This window comes from Xanthomonas chitinilytica (genome assembly GCF_026107455.2).
Classification (GTDB): Bacteria; Pseudomonadota; Gammaproteobacteria; order Xanthomonadales; family Xanthomonadaceae; genus Stenotrophomonas; species Stenotrophomonas chitinilytica.
In genome coordinates, this window is sequence record NZ_JAPCHY010000004.1 from 244,961 (window position 1) to 264,216 (window position 19,256).

Below are 19,256 nucleotides of genomic sequence, written 5' to 3' on the forward strand. Positions count from 1 at the left end.
ATCCCCATGCGCTTGCCGCGGTGTCCGCCCCACGAAATGTGTGACAGGCGTCTAGACCTTATTACAGGCGTTGTTGGTTTTGGAACTGTGACGCTCGTTGCAAATTTTATATTGCAGTGCACGATGTCCCTTGCGGGGCATCGTGCACTGCCGGTTGCTCAACGCTCGTCGCTGCCGATCCACTTGTAGGCGATGCCGCCGATCAGGCCGCCCAGGATCGGCGCCACCCAGAACAGCCACAGCTGCGAGACCGCGCCGCTGCCGGCGAACACCGCCACCGCGGTGGAGCGGGCCGGGTTCACCGAGGTATTGGTCACCGGGATGCTGATCAGGTGGATCAGGGTCAGCGCCAGGCCGATCGCCAGCGGCGCGAAGCCGGCCGGGGCACGGCCGTGGGTGGCGCCCATGATCACGATCAGGAAGAACGCGGTCAGCACGACTTCGCACAGGAACGCCGCCGCCACCGTGTAGCCGCCCGGCGACAGCGCGTCGTAGCCGTTGCTGGCGAACGCCCCGGCCTGGCTGCCGTCGATCTGGAACCCGCCGCCGCCCTTGGCGATCTGCAGCAGGATGAAGCCGGCGGCGATGCCGCCCAGCACCTGCGCGACGATGTACGGCAGCAGGTCCTTGCCGTCGAAGCGGCCGCCGGCCCACAGCCCGAAGCTGACCGCCGGATTGAAATGCGCGCCGGAAATGTGGCCGAACGCGTACGCGCCAGTGAGCACGGTCAGGCCGAAGGCCAGCGCCACGCCCATGAAGCCGATGCCCAGTGGATTGCCGTCGCCGCCGAACTTGGCGGCCAGTACCGCGCTGCCGCAGCCCCCGAACACCAGCCAGAAAGTACCAAGGAACTCGGCCGCCAGACGCTTGCCCATGTTCATGATGTTTCCCCTGGATGACCCGGAACGGGTGCGGGAAACATAGCGAAAGGCGGCACCGGCCGCGTTTTCAAATCGTTAATGCGGCCCGCCGGTCCCTTGCCGCGGCCAACAGACGCAACCGTAGCCGTCGTCCCCGTGCAGGCGGGAGGCGCCCTGCGACGGCCGCCAGGCCGGTCGCCCGGCAGCTTCCGTCCGGGAAAGACAAGGCGCGGCGGGCTATGCCGGGCGCGCCTACTGCGGCAGCGGGATGAACTCCTTGTCGTCGCCGGGAATGGTGCCGAAGCGGCCCTGCTGCCAGTCCTGCTTGGCCTGTTCGATGCGCTCCTTGGAGCTGGAGACGAAGTTCCACCACAGGTGGCGCGGCCCATCCAGCGGCTCGCCGCCCATCAGCATCGCCTTCAGCGGCGTCTTGGCGCGCAGCCGGCCACGCGCGCCGGCTTCGGGCAGCACCAGGTGCTGCACCGGAATGTCGACGCCGTCCAGTTGCGCCTGTCCCTCCAGGATGTAGAGCGCACGCTGGACGTGGCCGGCATCCAGGTCGATCTCGGCGTCGGCGTCCAGGTCGATGGCGACGTTGAGGGTGTCGGCGAACACCTTCACCGGCGATTCCTCGCCGTAGGCGCGGCCGGCGATCACCCGCAGCCAGGCGCCGCCGCGGCGCTGCTGCGGCAGGCTGTCGGCGGTGTGATGGTAGAAGGCCGGCTCGGTCTCCTCGTGCGCCTTCGGCAAGGCCACCCAGGTCTGCATGCCGTGCAGCGGATGGTCGTGCTCGCGCTCGGCCGGGGGCGTGCGCTCGGAGTGGGCGATGCCGCGGCCGGCGGTCATCCAGTTGACGTCGCCGGGGCGGATCACCTGGTCCGAGCCGAGCGTATCGCGGTGGCCGATGGCGCCGGACCACAGGAAGGTCACCGTGGCCAGGCCGATGTGCGGGTGCGGGCGCACGTCGATGCCGCGGCCGGGCTCGAAGATCGCCGGGCCCATGTGGTCGACGAACACGAACGGGCCGACGCTGCGGGCCTGCAGCGAAGGAACGGCGCGGCGAACTTCCAGTCCACCGATGTCGTGGACGCGCGGAGGGATGATCAGGGTCATGGCGGCGGCTGCCCGATGGAAGGGGAGCCCAGCATCGCATGGCCCGGCGATAACGGAATGTCCACGGCGGCAACGGATCGTTGCCGCCGTGGCGGTGCGGGATCACTGCAGTTCGCGGCACGCGTCCTGGCTGCAGTCCACCAGCAGTTTCCTGCCGCCCCAGCAGCCGGCCGAGTACACCTGCCGGCCGTCCTCGACGCTGACCGTGCGCAGCGGGCCGTTGCAGTTGCGCATCTGTGCCAGCGCCTGCGCCGCCTGTTCGGGGCGGCTGTAGGCATCCATGCGTACCGACGCGGTGCCGGTTGCCGCGGCCGGCCGTTCCGGGGCCGCGGCTGGCGGCGTCTCCGTGCCGGTCGCTGCTGTCGCTGTCGTCGCTGCGGCCGCGGGCAGGGTGGCCGCTGCCGGTGCCGCCGGGCGCACGGCGGCACCGGGGGCGTGGTTGGCCAGCAACTGGTCGATGACCGGGGTCATCTTCGCCTCGGTGCTCTTCCACTTGGTCAGCGACAGCCCGCCCTTGCCGCGCAGGTGGTACTGCGCCGAGGCGACATGGCGGCCCTGGCGGTCGATGCGCAGCTCGGCATGGGTCAGGTAGGTGGCGAAGTCCCAGCTGCGACGCGCGGTGTAGGTCAGCACGTAGTCGCAGTGCGCCGGTCTGGCGCCGCTGAACAGTTCCGAGGAAACGCCATGGCGATCCAGCCCGCGCTGCAGGATCGCCACGAAATCGGGCACGATCACCTGCGGGTTCTCGTGGATGCACAGGTGCTGGAAAGCATCGGCGGCAGTGGCCGGTTTGACGTTCACCGAGGTGCAGCCGGCCAGCGCCAGCGCCGCCAGCAGGGCGCTGCCGCCCAGGACGCGTTGCGGATTCATTGGATTGTCCCCTGTCGAAATACCCGGCGCGCGATCGTCGGCGCCGGAAGCCGCCATTTTGCCCGAGCGGGCGCGTGGCCCGAAACCCGCAGGCGCCGTTGCCGACGCAGCCTCAGAGAGCGAGGTCGCCCGTCGCGGCAGCCGCCACGTCACCGCGCCGCGAGGCCAGGCGATCGGCCAGCCGGGTCGGTTCCGGCAAGCGGTAGCGGGTGACGTAGCGCATCACCCAGTCGGCGCAGCTCTCCAGCGAGACCCGGTGGCCGGGGGATACGAACAGCGGCTTGCAGCGCGGCTTGCTGCGCAGCATCCAGCCGATGGTCTCGCCGCGGTGGGTAAGCCGGGTGCGGTCGCCGCGGTCCGGTCCCGGTTCGTCGCCATCGCCGACCAGCCGTTTCTTGGCCACGCCGATGCTGGGCAACCCGGTGGCCACGCCGAAGTGCGCGGCGATGCCGAGCCGGCGCGGGTGGGCGATGCCGTGGCCATCGACGAATACCAGCCCGGGCCGGCGCGACAGCTGCGACAACGCCAGCACCAGCGCCGGCAGTTCGCGGAAGCTGAGCAGCCCCGGCACGTACGGCATCGACGTCGGCAGGCGTGCGACGTGCGTCTCCAGCGGCTGCAGGGTGCGGGCGTCGAGCAGCACCGCCGCGGCGCGGGTGACCAGGCCGCCGTCCTCGAAGCCGACATCGAAACCGGCGATCAGCGAAGGCTGTGCCGGCACCTCCTCGTCCAGCCGCACCTGTTTGGCCAGCTGCGCCTGCAGCAGGCGCGCCTGCGCCGGGCTGCCGTCCCAGTCGCCGAATACCGCGGAAGTCTCGTTCTGCATGATCCGCAGCATGCCGCAAGCGGCGTGGGGCCGTCGTGCGCGACGGCCCGGCATGGCGATGCGGCTACAATCGAGACCCGTTTCGCCCCCATCCGGAGACCCCGCAGTGACCCGTAGACTCGTACTGTTGCGCCACGGCCAGAGCCAGTGGAACCTGGACAACCGCTTCACCGGCTGGGTGGACGTGGACCTGACCGAGCAGGGCCGCCGCGAGGCCGCCGCCGCGGGCCGGCTGATGCGCGAGGAGGGCCTGCAGTTCGACGTCGCCCACACCTCGGTGCTCAAGCGCGCGATCCACACCCTGCAGGGCGCGCTGGCCGAGATGGACCAGGACTGGCTGCCGGTGCACAAGAGCTGGCGCCTCAACGAGCGCCATTACGGCGGTCTGCAGGGCCTGGACAAGGCCGAGACCGCGGCCAGGCACGGCGAGGAGCAGGTCAAGATCTGGCGCCGCTCCTACGACATCCCGCCGCCGCCGATGGCCCTTGAAGACCCGGGCCACCCGAGCCACGACCGCCGCTACGCCGGCCTGGACCGCAACGCGCTGCCGGCCACCGAATCGCTGGCGACCACGCTGGACCGCGTGCTGCCGTACTGGCACGACGCCATCGCCCCGCAGCTCAAGGACGGCAAGACCGTGCTGGTGACCGCGCACGGCAACTCGCTGCGCGCGCTGTACAAGTACCTCAACGACGTGAGCAAGGAAGAAATCCTCGAGCTCAACATCCCCACCGGCATCCCGCTGCTGTTCGAATTGAACGACGACCTGACGGTGCAGTCGTTCCGCTACCTGGGCGACCCGGAGGCGGCGAAGAAGGCGGCCGAGGCGGTGGCTAATCAGGGCAGGGCTAAGTAAGTCTGCTGTGGTGGGATGGAAAGCAAAACCCGGCGAATGCCGGGTTTTGCTTGAGATGCGTAACGCTAATGAGGTGGTTGGGAATTTCTAGGGCTGCTTTCGACCCGAAGCGGACATTGGCCAACACCCCTAGTGTTGGACTTCCCCCTAAGCTTAGGCGCAGAGAGTTCGGCACATGCGCGCCCGATAGCTCCTCAGTGTCGCAGCGCCTTAGCTCTTCATCCTGGCTCATCGAAGTCGTGGGCGTTGCAAGTAGCAATGGGGGCTATGCGCCCCCGAATGCTCCCAGGTCGGCATAGCCATCCTTCTCGATTGCCGCCCGGATGTCATCGGCGTTGCCAAGTCCAATCCTGACTTCACCGGGGCGTAGTTCGATGGTCTTGAAGAACTTGGCGCCTGCCCAGGACTCGGGAATGACGTACCCCTTTGGAACCGCGATGTAGCGCTTGCGGGTGTGACTGTAGATATCAATATTCATGGTTTTCCTGTTTGAAGTGCGTGGACTTCGGCACCATTGCCGCCCATCGAAGGGATGGTCCACGCCTTTTATTTAGGAAGTCGCGAACGTGTGAGCCAGGAAAGATCGATCTTGTTTCAATATCCGGAATGTCGTGTGGAACAGAACGCTAGGACCGACTACCTGGCGACGTGGCCAAAGTTATGGCCCACCGCTCCCGCGACCGTTACATGTACCCTGCTCCTTGCCTGAGCGGCAATGGGATCAAGGGGGAGTCATGCGCCTGACAGAAGCCTTCCGACGCTATGGCGTCGAGTTGACCAACCCACTATTTACCAGTTCGGCGGTGTCGGAGAACCCCCCGCAGGTGATCCTGTCGCTGTGGAAACACAGTTTCAATGAGGACATGACCCGGTACGAGACCGGGACGGCCGGCTGGAAGGGCGCGGGCAAGGCGATCTTCCACCGTCATCTTCGTCGGGCCATGGATGAAGGCCTGCCCTTGCGCGTAATCGTGGCGTCCACGGACGATCCCGACGAAATTGTGGCGGGCAATGCCACCCAGACCGAGAACGATTTCGAGCCAGACTTCGAACTGGTGGGTCGGGTTGTAAGGTTGGAAGACAACGAACTGGAATTGGCGTTCGAGCGGATCGGTTCATCGCCCGAAGCTGTGATTGTTGAGAGGACCCGCAGTGGCGTGAAGTATTGGCACGTAGCTGAGGCGGTGGAAGCTTTGGGAAAGCCCGTTCGCACGGGTGAGATTGCCGCCTGGCTGGCCCAGCACTACTCGCATGAGGACCATTCGGACTTAGGGGCCAATCTGGCATTCCTCACCGTGAACGACGCCAACCGTCGGCACTACGATCGCTCTCGCAAGAACTGGCGTAGCGATGGTGGCCACCCACGCGATCGACTCTTCCGCCAAGGACGCCAGCGGGCAACGACCTACGAGCTGTTCCGACCCACCATCCACGGTCATTGGGATCTGCAGCCCAACGCTGACGGGAAATGGGAGGCGGTTCCTCTCCCTTCCACCGTGCTGGGAAGCGCGGAAGCCCAAGCCCAGGACCAGGCATTCGACCACTTGCCGCCCTTGGACAGTGACCATGACGCGCGCGTATGGGCCATGACGGCCATCGCGCAGCGGCAGGGTCAGGGGACGTTCCGCGCCAAGATCCTGGAAGCCTACGGACAGCGCTGCGCTATCTCTGGCTGCAACGCCGTAGCGGTGTTGGAAGCAGCGCACATCCTTCCTTACCGGGGTGAACACACGCACCGCGTGGATAACGGTCTGCTGTTGCGATCCGACCTCCACACCCTGTTCGACCTGGGGTTGTTGTGGATCACGCCCGAGCAGCAGGTGGCGATTGCCCCGTCATTGGAGGGCACCGACTACGAGGCACTGAACGGTCAAGCACTGCGTTTGCCCGAACGGGCCGAACATCACCCAAACCCCGCGCACTTGGCCCAGCATGCGGGTGTGGCGCAGGAGAAGCTGGGCTAGGGGCGTGGCTTAATTCAGTCGTTGGCCGATGTCCGCCTTTGGCCGGAAGCGGGCATAGCTACCAAGGCACGTGACCTTTGGCCTATAGGTCAGGGTGCTGGATCGCCTACGCTCGCAGGTTGCGCCGCACCTTCCGCGCGGCATTCCTGCAAGGCCGGAGAACCCGCATGACCTTTTCCAAACTCGCCCCGTTGTCCCTGGCGGTGGCCATCGCCGCGTCGCTGTCCGCCTGCGGCAAGTCCGATACCTCGCCAGCTGCGGACGCCAAGCCGGCGTTCGACCTGTCGCAGATCGAGACTCCGCTGATCTCGCTGCACGCCGGCGACCTGGACGCGGCCATTTCCGCGTGCACCGACCTCAACGGCTACGTCAACGGCAAGTGGCTGGCCGCCAACCCGGTGCCGGCGGACCAGACCACCTGGGGCAGTTTCGAGATCCTGCGCGAGCGCTCGCTGGAAGTGCAGCACGCACTGGTGAAGCAGGCCGCCGAGGGCACCGCCGCGGCGGGCACGATCGAGGCCAAGATCGGCGACATCTGGAAGACCGGTTCGGACGAGGCGGCCATCGAGGCGGCCGGCATCGCGCCACTGCAGCCGCAGCTGGACAAGATCGCCGCGCTGGCCGACACCGCCGCCATCGCCGGCTACCTGCGCGACAGCTACGCGCAGGGCCAGGGCTTCCTGTTCTCGCTGTTCGCCAATGCCGACTACAAGGATTCGGGCACGGTCATCGCCTATGCCGGCCAGGGAGGCCTGGGGCTGCCGGAGAAGGGCTACTACTTCGACGATGCGCAGGCCGGGATCCGCGAGGCCTACGTGGCCTACATCGAACAACTGCTGACCTTGTCCGGCGTGGACGCCGCGCAGGCGAAGCAGCAGGCCAGGGCGGTAATGGACTTCGAGACCCGCCTGGCCAAGGCCTCGCTGTCGCGCATCGAGCTGCGCGACCCGGCCAAGCGCTACAACCCGGTCAGCGCCGCCGAGGCCGACAAGCTCACCCCGAACTTCAGCTGGACGAGCTTCTTCGACACGCTGGACGTGCCGGCCAAGGACAAGTTCTCGCTGGCGCAGCCGGGCTTCTTCGCCGAAGTGGACAAGATGCTGGCCGAGGTGCCGGCCGCCACCTGGCAGGCCTACCTGCGCTTCCACATGATCGACAACGCCGCGCCGTACCTGAGCAGCGCGTTCGAGCAGGCCAGCTTCGATTTCTACGGCAAGACCCTGCGCGGCCAGCAGGAAATGCAGCCGCGCTGGAAGCGGGTGCTCGACGCGGTCAACGGTTCGATGGGCGAGGCGCTGGGCCAGCTGTACGTGGAGGCGGTGTTCCCGGCCGAGTCCAAGGAGCAGATGCAGCACCTGGTCGACAACCTGTCGGTGGCGCTGAAGGCGCGCCTGGAAAAGCTGGAGTGGATGGGCGAGGAGACCCGCAGGAAGGCGCTGGAGAAGTGGGCCAGCTTCACGCCGAAGATCGGCTATCCGGACAAGTGGCGCGACTGGGCGGGCCTGCAGACCAACGGCGACAGCTATCTGGCCAACATGCAGGCCGCGCGCGCGTTCAACTACCGCTACATGCTCGACAAGATCGGCAAGCCGGTGGACCGCACCGAGTGGGGCATGAGCCCGCAGACGGTCAACGCCTACTACAACGCCACCAAGAACGAGATCGTGTTCCCGGCCGCCATCCTGCAGCCGCCGTTCTTCGACGCCAAGGCCGACCCGGCGCTGAACTACGGCGGCATCGGCGCGGTGATCGGCCACGAGATGATGCACGGCTACGACGACTCGGGCAGCCAGTTCGCCGCCAACGGCAACTTCGACAACTGGTGGACCGACGCCGACCGCAGCGCCTTCAACCAGCGCACCGACCAGCTGGTGGCGCAGTTCGACGGCTACGAGGCGCTGCCGGGCGTCAACGTCAAGGGCCGGCTGACCCTGGGCGAGAACATCGGCGACCTCGGCGGCCTGACCGTGGCCTACGACGCGCTGCAGGTGGCGCTCAAGGAGAACCCCGACGCCAACGTCGAGGTCGACGGCCACACCCAGGACCAGCGCTTCTTCATGAACTGGGCCACGGTGTGGCGCCGCAACTTCACCGACGGCGAGCTGCGCGTGCGGCTGAACACCGACCCGCACGCCCCGGCCAACTTCCGCGCCAACGGCGCGCCGTCGAACATGCCCTCGTTCGCCGCCGCGTTCGAGTGCAAGGCCGGCGATCCGATGGTGCGCGCGGAGAAGGACCGGGTGGTGATCTGGTGATGCCTGCTGCGTCGGTTTGATGACGTGAAGCAAGGCAGAAGGCCCGGCGGATGCCGGGCCTTCTTTTTTTTGTTCTTCATCCAGAGTCGGAGGGGGCGGTCGGCGCCTTCTGTCGCGACTCACGTCGCTCCTACAACGGCGGGCTGTTGTAGGAGCGACGTGAGTCGCGAGCTTTTCGCGCGATTTTCCGGCTTACAGCGCCGCCGCCATCGCCTGTTCCTCCTGGCGCAGCGTCAACACCTTCACGCCGCGCTCGGTCACCTCGACCGTGTGCTCGCACTGCGCGGACAGCTTGCCGTCGCGGGTGGTGACGGTCCAGCCGTCGTCGCTGCTGTCGATGGCGGCCCGTCCCTGGTTGATCATCGGTTCGATGGTGAAGGTCATGCCCGGCTGCAGCACCAGTCCGGTGCCGCGCCTGCCGTAGTGCAGTACCTGCGGTTCCTCGTGCATCTCGCGGCCGATGCCGTGGCCGCAATATTCCTTGACCACCGTGTAGCCGGCGGCCTTGGCGTGGCGCTGGATGGCGAAGCCGATGTCGCCCAGCGTCGCGCCCGGGCGCACCGCGGCGATGCCTTTCCACATCGCTTCGCTGGTGGCGCGCACCAGCCGCCTGGCCGGGTGGCCGACGTCGCCGATCAGGTACATCTTGCTGGAATCGGCGATGTAGCCGTTCTTCTCCAGGGTGATGTCCAGGTTGACGATGCTGCCGCTGCGCAGGACGTCGGATGCGGAGGGAACGCCGTGGCAGACCACGTTGTCGATGGAGCTGTTGAGCACGTAGGCGAAGCCGTACTGGCCCTTGCTGGCCGGGCGCGCCTTCAGGTCGTGGACGATGAAGCGCTCGACCCAGTCGTTGACCTGCAGGGTGGTCATGCCTTCGAGCCGCAGCTGGTCCAGCGCCTCGAACACGGAGGCAAGCAGCCGGCCGGATTCGGCCATGAGCGCCAGTTCTTCCGGTTGCTTGATCACGATTCCGCCGCCAGCAGCGTGAGCGGGCGTACGCCTGCGGCGCTCAGTTCGCGGGCGACGATTTCCTGGTAGCTCGACTGCGGGTTCAGTTCGCACAGCATGCCGATCCTGATCCAGAACCCGGCCTGGGCGTTGATGGAGCGGCCGGAGACGGAGCTGGCCCTGCGGATGTTGTCGTGCAGTTCGTCGTCGATGTTCACGATGCCCATGGGTCACCTGATGCTGTGGATATGCGAATCATATACGAATCATATATTCCGGGGCGGGCGGGTATGGTTGGATCGGCCGGCCCGGCCCGGCGGTGGGCGGCAGAGGGGCCGGAGCTTCGCCACCGTGCGGTGCCGCAACCTCGCCGGTGGCGAGCTGCGCGTGCGACCAGGTGTCGGTCCGGATGCTCCGGTCGATTGATGGGCCGACGAACCTGCTCTTGCCCGTCGCCGCCTCCGGATGCGGGGCCGGCGATACGCGCGTCGAAGAGGGCGGCAGGGCGATCTGGCAGGCTGCCTGCGTTTGCGGTGGAACATGAAGACCCGGCATCGCCGGCCTTGGTCCGGGTTCTTCTGCCATCGATGCCGGGGCACGCGGATGCCCGGTGGCGGAGGTCTGCTCGAAAGGCTCGCGACTGGCGTCGCTCCTACAGTTGAATTCCGCTGTTGTAGGAGCGACGTCAGTCGCGATTACCGTCCGCGTTCGACCAATTCCACGAACGCGCGGAACACGTGCGGATCGATCAGCCGGCCCTGTTCCGCGGCGAGGAGGCGCAGCGCCTGCCGGTGCGGCATCGGTCCGCGGTAGGGGCGTTGGGAGGTCAGCGCGTCGTAGCCGTCGACGATGGTCAGGATGCAGGCTTCGAGCGGAATCCGTTCGCCGGCCAGGCCGTCGGGATAGCCGCTGCCATCGAACGCCTCGTGGTGATGGCGGATCAGCAGCGCCACCTCGGCCGCGTCGGCGCGGCCGGTGGCGGCGAACAGGCGCTCGCCGCGTTCGGGGTGGGTGCGCATCACGTCCATCTGCTCGTCGCCCAGGCGCCCGGGGTGCAGCAGCACGTTGTCGGGAATGCCGATCTTGCCGACATCGTGGAAGCGCGCCGCCAGCGACAGGTTGGCCTGTCGGCGGGCGTCGAGGCCGCAACGGTCGCCCAGGCGCTGGGCCAGGCGCGAGACCCGGTCGCAATGGCCGTCGGTATAGGAATCGCGCTCGTCCAGCGCCGCCGACAGTACCTGGATGGAGCTGGAGGTGTCGTCGTGCGCAAGCAGTGGGTCGGGCGCATCGAGCAGCATCTTGGGCATCGTGGACTCAGCGTGGCGACAGGGTGGCCAACAGCGCCTTGGCGGCATTGAAACGGTCCACGCCCTCGGGCAGCGGGTGCCGGATGCGCAGCTTGTCCGGGCCTTCCATCTGGTACAGCTTGGGCTGCTTCTGGATCAGCTGGATCACCGCCATCGGGTCGATGTCGGGCTTGGCGGCGAACACGATGCGGCCGCCGTTCTCGCCCAGCTCCAGCTTGCGGATGCCCAGCGCGTTGGCCTGCAGCTTCAGCTCGGCGATGCCGAACAGGTGCTTCACCGCATCGGGCAGCAGGCCGAAACGGTCGATCATCTCCACCTGCAGCTCGCGCAGCTCGGCGCTGTCGCGTGCGCTGGAGATGCGCTTGTACAGGGTCAGGCGGGTGTGCACGTCGGGCAGGTAATCCTCGGGGATCAGCGCCGGGACATGCAGCTCGACTTCGGCGCCGCGCGCTTCCTCGCCGGCATCCACGTCCGGCAGCTTGCCCTGCTTGATGCTGCGCACCGCGCGCTCGAGCAGTTCGGTGTAGAGGCTGAAGCCGACCTCGGCCATCTGCCCGCTCTGGTCCTCGCCCAGCAGCTCGCCGGCGCCGCGGATCTCCAGGTCGTGGGTGGCCAGGGTGAAGCCGGCGCCCAGCTCGTCCATCGAGGCGATCGCCTCCAGCCGCTTGTGCGCGTCGGCGGTGATCGAGCGCTTGTCCGGCGGGATCACCAGGTAGGCATAGGCGCGGTGGTGCGAGCGGCCGACGCGGCCGCGCAGCTGGTGCAGCTGCGCCAGGCCGAACTTGTCGGCGCGGTTGATGACGATGGTGTTGGCGTTGGGGATGTCGATGCCCGATTCGATGATGGTGCTGGCCAGCAGCACGTTGAAGCGCTGCTTCTGGAAATCCAGCATCACCTTCTCCAGCTCGCGCTCGGGCATCTGCCCGTGGGCGATGCCGATGCGCGCTTCCGGCACCAGCTCGGACAGCTCGCGCTGCATCCGGCCCATGCTTTCCACGTCGTTGTGCAGGAAGTACAGCTGGCCGCCGCGCGCCAGTTCGCGCTGGAACGCCTCGCGCAGCAGCGCCGGGTCCCACGGGGTGATGAAGGTCTGCACCGCCAGCCGGTTCGGCGGCGGGGTGGCGATGATCGACAGGTCGCGCAGCCCGGCCATGGCCATGTTGAGCGTGCGCGGGATCGGCGTGGCGGTGAGCGTGAGCAGGTGCACGTTGGCCCGCAGCGCCTTCAGCGCTTCCTTCTGGCGCACGCCGAAACGCTGTTCCTCGTCGACGATGACCAGGCCCAGGTCCTTGAACTTCACGTCCGGCTGCAGCAGCCGGTGGGTGCCGATGATGACGTCGATGGTGCCTTCGGCGACCTTCTCCAGCTCGGCCTTGATTTCCTTGCTGCTCTTGAAGCGCGACAACACCTCCACCTTGAGCGGCCAGTCGGCGAAGCGGTCGCGGAAGTTGCGGTAGTGCTGCTCGGCCAGCAGCGTGGTCGGCACCAGCACCGCGACCTGCTTGCCGGCGCTGGCGGCGGCGAACGCGGCGCGCACCGCGACCTCGGTCTTGCCGAAGCCGACATCGCCGCAGACCACGCGGTCCATCGGCTGGCTGCTGGCCAGGTCGCGCAGGGTGGCCTCGATCGCGGCCAGCTGGTCGGGGGTTTCCTCGAACGGGAAGCCGGCGGCGAACGGCTCGTACATCGCCCGGTCCACGTGCAGCGCCAGGCCGGCGCGGGCGCGGCGCCGGGCCTGGATCTCCAGCAGCTCGGCGGCGACGTCGCGCACCTTCTCGGCGGCCTTGCGCTTGGCCTTGGTCCACTGCTCGCCGCCCAGCGAATGCAGCGGCGCGGTCTCCGGCGAGGCGCCGGAATAGCGGCTGATCAGGTGCAGTTGCGCGACCGGCACGTACAGGCGGTCGCCCTTGGCGTATTCGATCTCCAGGTATTCGCCCGGGGTGCCGCCGGCCTCGAGCACGATCAGGCCGCGGTAGCGGCCGACGCCGTGGTCCTCGTGGACGATGGGCGCGCCTTCGGTCAGCTCGCCCAGGTCGCGGATGATCGCTTCGGGCTCGCGTCCGGCGCGGCGCACGCGGCGCGGCTGGCCGGCGCGTTCGGGGAACAGCTGGCGTTCGGTCAGCACCGCGATCTGCGGCGCATCCAGGGCGAATCCGTCGTCCAGCGGCGCCACGGTGATGGCGAACTTCGCCGCGGCGTCGGCGAGGAACGCCGGCAGGCCGGCCAGCACCGGCGGTTTCAGCTCCGCGGCCTGCAGCACTTCCAGCAACGCCTCGCGGCGGCCGGGGGAGTCGGCGGCGATCAGCACCCGGCCGGGGTAGTGGCCGAGGAAGGACTTCAGCGCCTCGCCGGCCGGGGCATCCCGGGCCGCCACCGGCAACGGCGGCAACGGCTGGTCGCCCAGCGCCTGCGCCTCCTGGATGCGGGCGTGCTCGGGCGGCCACACCTCGATCCGCGGCACCTGGTTGAACTGCTCGCGCAGCGCATCGGGCGACTGGTACAGCTCCTCGGGCGGCAGCAGCGGCCGCTCGACGTCGTGCCGGCGCTGTTCGTAGCGGCTCTGGGTCTGGGTCCAGAACGCGTCGGCGGCGTTGGACACGCCCGGCGCGACCAGGGTCAGGAACCCGGGTTCGAGATAGTCGAACAGGGTGGCGGTCTGCGCGAAGAACAGCGGCAGGAAGTATTCGATGCCCGACGGCGCCAGGCCGGACTTGAGGTCCTGGTACAGCGCGCTGCGGCGGGTGTCGACGTCGAAGCGCTCGCGCAGCGTGGCCAGCACGCGCTCGACGCTGGCGTCGTCCATCGGCACCTCGCGGCCGGGCAGCATCTTCACCGCCTCCACCCGGTCCAGCGAGCGCTGCGATTCGGGATCGAACTCGCGGATCGAGTCGATGTCCTCGTCCAGCAGCTCGATCCGCAGCGGCGCGGCGGCGCCCATCGGGTAGACGTCGAGCAGCCCGCCGCGCACGGCGAAGTCGCCCGGGTCCATCACCTGCGGGACGTTGCGGTAGCCGGCGCTTTCCAGCCGCCGCTTCTCCGCGTCCATGTCCAGGCGCTGGCCGACGCGCAGGTCGAAACTGCCGCCGACGATGTACTTCAGCGGCGCCAGCCGCTGCAGCAGCGTCTGCACCGGCACCACCACGATCCCGCGCTTGAGCGTGGGCAGGCGGTGCAGCGCGGCCAGGCGCTGGGAAACGATGTCCGGATGCGGGCTGAACTGGTCGTAGGGCAGGGTTTCCCAGTCCGGGAACGGCACCACCGGCAGCCGGTTGTCGTCGCCCAGCAGCGTGTGCAGGTCGGCGTCGAGCTGGTGCGCGCTCTGGTTGTCGCGGGCAACCACCAGCAACGGCCCGGCATGCGCCTCGGCGGCGCGGGCGATATACCAGGCCAGTGCCGTCGTCGATGCGGGGGCGCGCCACCAGGCGCGAAGCTGCCCGGAACGGGGCAGCGGCGGAGAGGGAAAGGTGGAAGACGACATGAACCACGAATTTTACCGCGCCCGGAGCAGGCAGGGGTAATGCGCCGGGCCCACGGCGTTTGCGGAGCGCGGCGGGTCGCGGCTGTGTCCGGGGTGCTGTGGTGGCGGTCCGGCATCGCGCGGCCACGGGGCGCAGGTCCGGCACCTGGCCGCCCGGCAGGCGTCGGGCTGCCCTTGTCGAGCCGGGGCGGGCACCACTAACATGGCGCCCGTCGCCGCGGCTCACGCGGTCGATCGTAAGCGTTCAACGTCAATCAACGCGCCATCACCTCCGGCCATCGCCGGGGCTGTTCGCCCGATGTCCGGGCGAAAGGCGCCTTCGCTTGACCGGATCCTGGAGATCATCATGAACGCTTCAAACAAATCCACCACCCGCTTCGGCATCCCCCAACTTCCTGCGCGCTATGGCGCGCTGGTCACGCCATTGCTGCTGTCCATCCTCATGACCTGCATCGTGTCGCTGATCAGCACGCTCAGGAGCCTCGGCATGTCCCCGCAGTTCGTATCCCAATGGCTGGGAGCGTGGGGCATCTCGTGGCTCGTTGCATTTCCGGTGTTGCTGCTGGTGCTGCCCGTCGTGCGCAAGACCACGGCGGTGCTCGTGCGGGCAACCTGACAGGTGCGTTCGGGCCGGCGCTGCGTTGCGCGGCGTCGGCTCGCTTCAGGCGTGGCCTGGGCGCAGGCGCCTGCGGGAAGCCGGCGCGGCGCAGGGCTGGCGCCGGCGGGCGACGATCAGCCTTCCAGTTCCAGCACCATGCGCACCAGCCCGGGGGCGCCGCCGGGGTGCGGGACCGGCTTGAAGCCGAGCGAGGCGGCCAGCTGCAGCATCGGCTCGTTGTCCTGGGCGACGTCGCCGTACAGCCGGTCCAGGTACTTGCCGCGTGCCCATTTCACCAGCTTGCGCATCAGTTGCCGGCCCAAGCCCTGGCCGGCGAGGAAGTGGCTGACCAGGATCGCGTACTCCGCCTCGCGGGTGCCGGGGATGATCGAGGCCCGCGCGACGGCGCCGACCACCGCCTCGCCCGGCGGCAGCGGCTCGGCGGCCACCAGCGAGATCTCGGTCTTGGGATTGGGGTGGGTCAGGCGCTGGGTGGTCTCGGGGGACAGCTCGGTGACCGACTGCAGGAAGCGGTCGCGCACCTCTTCCGGGCCGAACAGGCTGAAGGCGCCCTGCAGCGGCGCGCCGTCCTCGGGACGGATGGGGCGGATCAGCAGCTCGCGGCCGCTGGGCGCTTTGAAGTTTTCATGCCACGGCGGCATGCGGTTGCGGGTGGCCATGACCGACGACTCCTCGGAAGTCCGCAGATTCTGTCATCCAACCGCGAGTTTGCCGTGAACGCCAGTTATGCCGCAGTCAAGCGCGCCGGCGGGGGCTCAGGCCCCGTTCTTGAGCCATTCCAGCCGGGTGGAGGCGCCGGCCTCGCCCAGGTGCTGCTTGAGCGCCGGCAGCGCCGGAGCCAGCGCCTGGTCGAACTGCCAGGGCGGGTTGAGGATCAGCATGCCGCTGCCGTTCAGCCGCAGCGGCGATTCGTCCGGGCGTACCAGCAGTTCGGCCAGCAGCGCCGACTTGGCCGGCAGCGCCGCTGCCTTGCGGAAGAACGGCTGCAGGCTGCGCCGCTGCTTGATCGGGTACCACACCGCGCAGATCGCCTGCGGCAGCCGCGTCAGCGTCTCGCGCAGCGCGGCGATGATCTGCGGGTACTCGGCATCCTGGGCCTCGTAGGGCGGATCGATCAGCACCAGCGCACGGCCGATCTTGGTGGTGCCGGCCCTGGGCGGCAGCAGGGCGCGGACCAGTTCGTAGCCGTTGCCGGCATGGACCGTGACCCGGCTGTCGCGCGCGAACAGCGCCTTGAGCTCGGCCGCTTCCTCCGGCTGCAGTTCGCAGGCGGCCAGCCGGTCCTGCGCGCGCAGCGCCTGCGCCGCCAGCAGCGGCGAGCCGGGGTAGGCGATCAGCGCGCCGACCGGGTTGTCGGCCTGTACCGCGCGCAGGTAGCGCTCCACCACTTCCGGCAGCTTCGGCTCGGACATCAGCCGCATCACCCCGTCCTCGGCCTCGCTGGTCTTGCGGCTCTCCTCGCCGCCGAGCAGGTAGCGGCCGCGGCCGGCGTGGGTGTCGAGCACGAAGAACGGGGCGTCCTTGCGCTTGAGCGAGTCCATCAGCGCCAGCAGGGCGATGTGCTTGAGCACGTCGGCATGGTTGCCGGCATGGAAGGCGTGGCGGTAGTTCATGGCGCCAGTTTACGTGGTTGCCGCCCGCCCCGGCGGTCCGATGCGTGGTCGCGGCCGCTTGGCCGCCCCGCTGCGGCGGGGCGAAGCCGGAGTGGATCAGCTGCCCGACGAACCGGCGGATGCGACGACTGCCGCGGTGGCGCGAGCGCGGGCCGGTCGTCGCTACCGGCGCCGGCGCGGTTGTCGCTATCCTGCCGGCCATGCCGACCATCCTGATCGCCGAAGACGAACCCGCCATTGCCGACACGGTGCTGTATGCGCTGCGCAGCGAGGGCATGCAGGCCGAGCACTGCCTGCTGGGGCGCGAGGTGGTGCCGCGGCTGCGTGCCGGCGGGGTGGACCTGGTGGTGCTGGACGTGGGGCTGCCGGACGTCAGCGGCTTCGACGTCTGCCGCGAGCTGCGCGGTTTCAGCGATGCGCCGGTGATCTTCCTGACCGCGCGCAACGACGAGATCGACCGGGTGCTGGGGCTGGAGTTGGGCGCCGACGACTACATGGCCAAGCCGTTCTCGCCGCGCGAGCTGGTGGCGCGGGTGCGGGCGCGGCTGCGGCGCCCGGCGGTGGCGGCCGCGGGCGACGATGCCGGCTGGCAGCGGCAGGGCGCCTTCGCCCTCGATCGCGAGGGGCGGCGCATCCGCTACCGCGACGTGCCGCTGGAGCTGACCCGCTACGAATACGCCCTGCTGGCGGCGCTGCTGCAGCGGCCCGGCGCCATCCTCAGTCGCGCGCAGCTGATGGACCGCGGCTGGGACAGCGCCGCCGACAGCGCCGACCGCACCGTCGACACCCATATCAAGACCCTGCGCGCCAAGCTGCGCGCGGCCGGGGCGACGGACGACCCGATCCGCACCCACCGCGGCCTGGGCTATGCGCTGGAAGCGTGAGGGAATGCGCATGACGGGGAACCGGGAACGATTGCAGGGCATCGCCGCCGATGCGGGCATGCCGTCGACGCGCGGCGGCGCGGCCGGGCATGGCCGGCGGCTTGCTTCCGGCCGGGCGCGGCGCTGACATGCGGCTGGGGCTGAAACTGTTCCTGGGGTTCTTCCTGATCGTCGGCATCGCCGCGTTCTTCGTGATGCGGGTATTCGTCAACGAAGTGAAGCCCGGGGTGCGGCAGGCGATGGAGGCCACGCTGGTGGACGCGGCCAACGTGCTGGCGGTGATGGCCGCGACCGACCTGAAGGACGGCCGCATCGCCGGCGGCGAGTTCGCCGGCCGGCTGGCGCAGGCGCAGCAGCGCGATCCGCGGGCGATGGTGTGGCGCTTCCCCAAGCGCAGCATCGACTACCGGGTGACCGTCACCGATGCGCGGGGCATCGTGGTCTACGACTCGCGCGGGCAGGACGTGGGCCGCGACAACTCGCGCTGGAACGACGTCTACCGCACCCTGCGCGGCGAATACGGCGCCCGCTCCAGCCCGGAAGTTCCCGGCGACGACAGCCGCACGGTGATGCACGTGGCCGCGCCGGTGTTCGACCCGGCCGACGGCCGCACCCTGATCGGGGTGCTGACCCTGTCCCAGCCCAACCACACCATCGACCCGTTCATCGCCGCCAGCCAGCGCGCCATCGTCCGGCGCGGCGCCTGGCTGATCGGGTTGTCGGCGCTGATCGGGGTGCTGATGACCTGGTGGCTGATGCGCGGCATCGGCAGGCTCAACCGCTATGCGCAGGCGGTCAGCGCCGGCGAGCCGGCCTCGCCGCCGAAACCGCGGCGCGACGAGATCGGCGATCTCGGCCAGGCGCTGGAGACGATGCGCCGCAAGCTCGAGGGCAAGGCCTACGTCGAGCAGTACGTGCAGTCGCTGACGCACGAGATGAAGAGCCCGCTGGCGGCGATCCGCGGCGCCGCCGAACTGCTGCAGGAGCCGCTGCCGGAGGCCGAGCGGCAGCGCTTCGCGCGCAACATCGCGCAGCAGGAGCAGCGCCTGACCGAGACCATCGACCAGTTGCTGCGGCTGGCCGAGGTCGAGCAGCACGGCTGGCTGCAGAAGCGCGAGCCGCTGGACCCGGCGGCGCTGTGCCGGCAACTGGCCGAATCGCTGGGGCCGCGGCTGCAGGCGGCGGGATTGCGGCTGCAGCTGTCGCTGCCGGCCGCCGCGGTCCGCGTCCAGGGCGATGCCTGGCTGCTGCGGCAGGCGCTGTCCAACCTGCTGGACAACGCCATCGCCTTTTCCCCGCCGGGCGGCGGCATCGGCCTGGCGGTGGAGGCCGGGAACGGCACGGTCGAGATCGCGGTGACCGATGCCGGCCCGGGCGTGCCGGACTATGCGCTGCCGCGGGTGTTCGAGCGCTTCTACTCGCTGGCGCGGCCGGACGGCGGCCAGCGCAGTTCCGGGCTGGGCCTGCCGTTCGTGCGCGAGGTGGCGCGCCTGCACGGTGGCAGCGCCCGCCTGTGCAACCGTGCCGAAGGCGGCGCGCGGGCGGTGCTGTCGCTGCCGGCCGGTTGAGTCGCGGCAACGACTTCACATTCGCTTCAAATTCGCCTCAAACCCCGCCCACCGTGGTCGGCGAGGCTGGCGTCCTCCCATTCGAGGATTGC

Annotated in this window: 17 protein-coding genes; 6 read left to right on the forward strand and 11 right to left on the reverse strand. The window is 68.9% G+C overall.

The window, feature by feature from the left end; genetic code table 11:
- Nucleotides 1-158: 158 nt before the first annotated feature.
- From aqpZ to nfi, 4 genes are all read right to left on the reverse strand, one after another.
- Complete coding sequence (aqpZ, locus tag OK345_RS06970) at nucleotides 159-881, reverse strand: aquaporin Z (protein WP_265127199.1); 723 nt, start codon at nucleotides 879-881, stop codon at nucleotides 159-161.
- Between the two features lie 231 nt (nucleotides 882-1,112).
- Nucleotides 1,113-1,973, reverse strand: a complete 861-nt coding sequence (locus tag OK345_RS06975) for a pirin family protein (protein ID WP_265127200.1) — start codon at nucleotides 1,971-1,973, stop codon at nucleotides 1,113-1,115.
- A 102-nt stretch (nucleotides 1,974-2,075) separates the two neighbouring features.
- Nucleotides 2,076-2,843, reverse strand: a complete 768-nt coding sequence (locus OK345_RS06980; protein WP_265127201.1) for an Sbal_3080 family lipoprotein — start codon at nucleotides 2,841-2,843, stop codon at nucleotides 2,076-2,078.
- A 112-nt stretch (nucleotides 2,844-2,955) separates the two neighbouring features.
- Nucleotides 2,956-3,669 carry a deoxyribonuclease V gene (gene nfi / locus OK345_RS06985; RefSeq protein ID WP_265127317.1) on the reverse strand — a complete coding sequence of 238 codons (714 nt, stop codon included), beginning with the start codon at nucleotides 3,667-3,669 and terminating at the stop codon, nucleotides 2,956-2,958.
- A 106-nt stretch (nucleotides 3,670-3,775) separates the two neighbouring features.
- On the opposite strand from nfi, the gene gpmA reads away from it, so the two are divergent.
- The gene (gene gpmA, locus OK345_RS06990) at nucleotides 3,776-4,525 is read left to right on the forward strand and encodes a 2,3-diphosphoglycerate-dependent phosphoglycerate mutase (protein ID WP_306332089.1); all 750 of its coding nucleotides are present in this window, start codon (nucleotides 3,776-3,778) and stop codon (nucleotides 4,523-4,525) included.
- Nucleotides 4,526-4,790: 265 nt separating this feature from the next.
- Here gpmA and OK345_RS06995 read toward each other — a convergent pair whose 3' ends face one another.
- Complete coding sequence (locus OK345_RS06995; RefSeq protein ID WP_265127203.1) at nucleotides 4,791-5,003, reverse strand: hypothetical protein; 213 nt, start codon at nucleotides 5,001-5,003, stop codon at nucleotides 4,791-4,793.
- Nucleotides 5,004-5,259: 256 nt separating this feature from the next.
- On the opposite strand from OK345_RS06995, the gene OK345_RS07000 reads away from it, so the two are divergent.
- Together OK345_RS07000 and OK345_RS07005 are read left to right on the forward strand one after the other, a co-directional pair.
- Nucleotides 5,260-6,489 carry an HNH endonuclease gene (locus tag OK345_RS07000; RefSeq protein WP_265127204.1) on the forward strand — a complete coding sequence of 410 codons (1,230 nt, stop codon included), beginning with the start codon at nucleotides 5,260-5,262 and terminating at the stop codon, nucleotides 6,487-6,489.
- Nucleotides 6,490-6,656: 167 nt separating this feature from the next.
- On the forward strand, nucleotides 6,657-8,744 hold the full coding sequence (locus tag OK345_RS07005) for a M13 family metallopeptidase (protein WP_265127205.1): 2,088 nt from the start codon (nucleotides 6,657-6,659) through the stop codon (nucleotides 8,742-8,744).
- A 192-nt stretch (nucleotides 8,745-8,936) separates the two neighbouring features.
- Here OK345_RS07005 and map read toward each other — a convergent pair whose 3' ends face one another.
- The 4 genes from map to mfd form a co-directional block, all read right to left on the reverse strand.
- Nucleotides 8,937-9,713: a type I methionyl aminopeptidase gene (gene map, locus OK345_RS07010; protein ID WP_265127206.1), complete on the reverse strand. Its 777-nt coding sequence runs from the start codon at nucleotides 9,711-9,713 to the stop codon at nucleotides 8,937-8,939.
- Complete coding sequence (locus OK345_RS07015) at nucleotides 9,710-9,922, reverse strand: ParD-like family protein (RefSeq protein ID WP_265127207.1); 213 nt, start codon at nucleotides 9,920-9,922, stop codon at nucleotides 9,710-9,712. Before OK345_RS07015 ends, map begins: the two co-directional genes overlap by 4 nt.
- Nucleotides 9,923-10,390: 468 nt before the next feature.
- Nucleotides 10,391-11,002 carry an HD-GYP domain-containing protein gene (locus tag OK345_RS07020; RefSeq protein WP_265127208.1) on the reverse strand — a complete coding sequence of 204 codons (612 nt, stop codon included), beginning with the start codon at nucleotides 11,000-11,002 and terminating at the stop codon, nucleotides 10,391-10,393.
- Nucleotides 11,003-11,009: 7 nt separating this feature from the next.
- The gene (mfd, locus tag OK345_RS07025; protein WP_265127209.1) at nucleotides 11,010-14,480 is read right to left on the reverse strand and encodes a transcription-repair coupling factor; all 3,471 of its coding nucleotides are present in this window, start codon (nucleotides 14,478-14,480) and stop codon (nucleotides 11,010-11,012) included.
- Nucleotides 14,481-14,682: 202 nt separating this feature from the next.
- Here mfd and OK345_RS07030 point away from each other — a divergent pair, with 202 nt between their 5' ends.
- Entirely contained in the window at nucleotides 14,683-15,096 is a 414-nt protein-coding gene (locus OK345_RS07030) for a DUF2798 domain-containing protein (RefSeq protein ID WP_265127210.1), read from the forward strand.
- A gap of 116 nt (nucleotides 15,097-15,212) precedes the next feature.
- Here the strand turns inward: OK345_RS07030 and OK345_RS07035 are convergent, their stop codons facing one another.
- A complete protein-coding gene (locus tag OK345_RS07035; protein ID WP_265127211.1) occupies nucleotides 15,213-15,758 on the reverse strand; it encodes a GNAT family N-acetyltransferase in 546 nt (181 codons plus the stop codon).
- Between the two features lie 96 nt (nucleotides 15,759-15,854).
- Nucleotides 15,855-16,712, reverse strand: coding sequence for a 23S rRNA (adenine(2030)-N(6))-methyltransferase RlmJ (locus tag OK345_RS07040; RefSeq protein WP_265127212.1), 858 nt, complete (start codon nucleotides 16,710-16,712; stop codon nucleotides 15,855-15,857).
- A 200-nt stretch (nucleotides 16,713-16,912) separates the two neighbouring features.
- On the opposite strand from OK345_RS07040, the gene creB reads away from it, so the two are divergent.
- A complete protein-coding gene (gene creB, locus OK345_RS07045; RefSeq protein WP_265127318.1) occupies nucleotides 16,913-17,596 on the forward strand; it encodes a two-component system response regulator CreB in 684 nt (227 codons plus the stop codon).
- 128 nt (nucleotides 17,597-17,724) lie between these two features.
- Nucleotides 17,725-19,164: a two-component system sensor histidine kinase CreC gene (gene creC / locus OK345_RS07050; RefSeq protein ID WP_265127213.1), complete on the forward strand. Its 1,440-nt coding sequence runs from the start codon at nucleotides 17,725-17,727 to the stop codon at nucleotides 19,162-19,164.
- The last annotated feature ends 92 nt before the right edge of the window (nucleotides 19,165-19,256 follow it).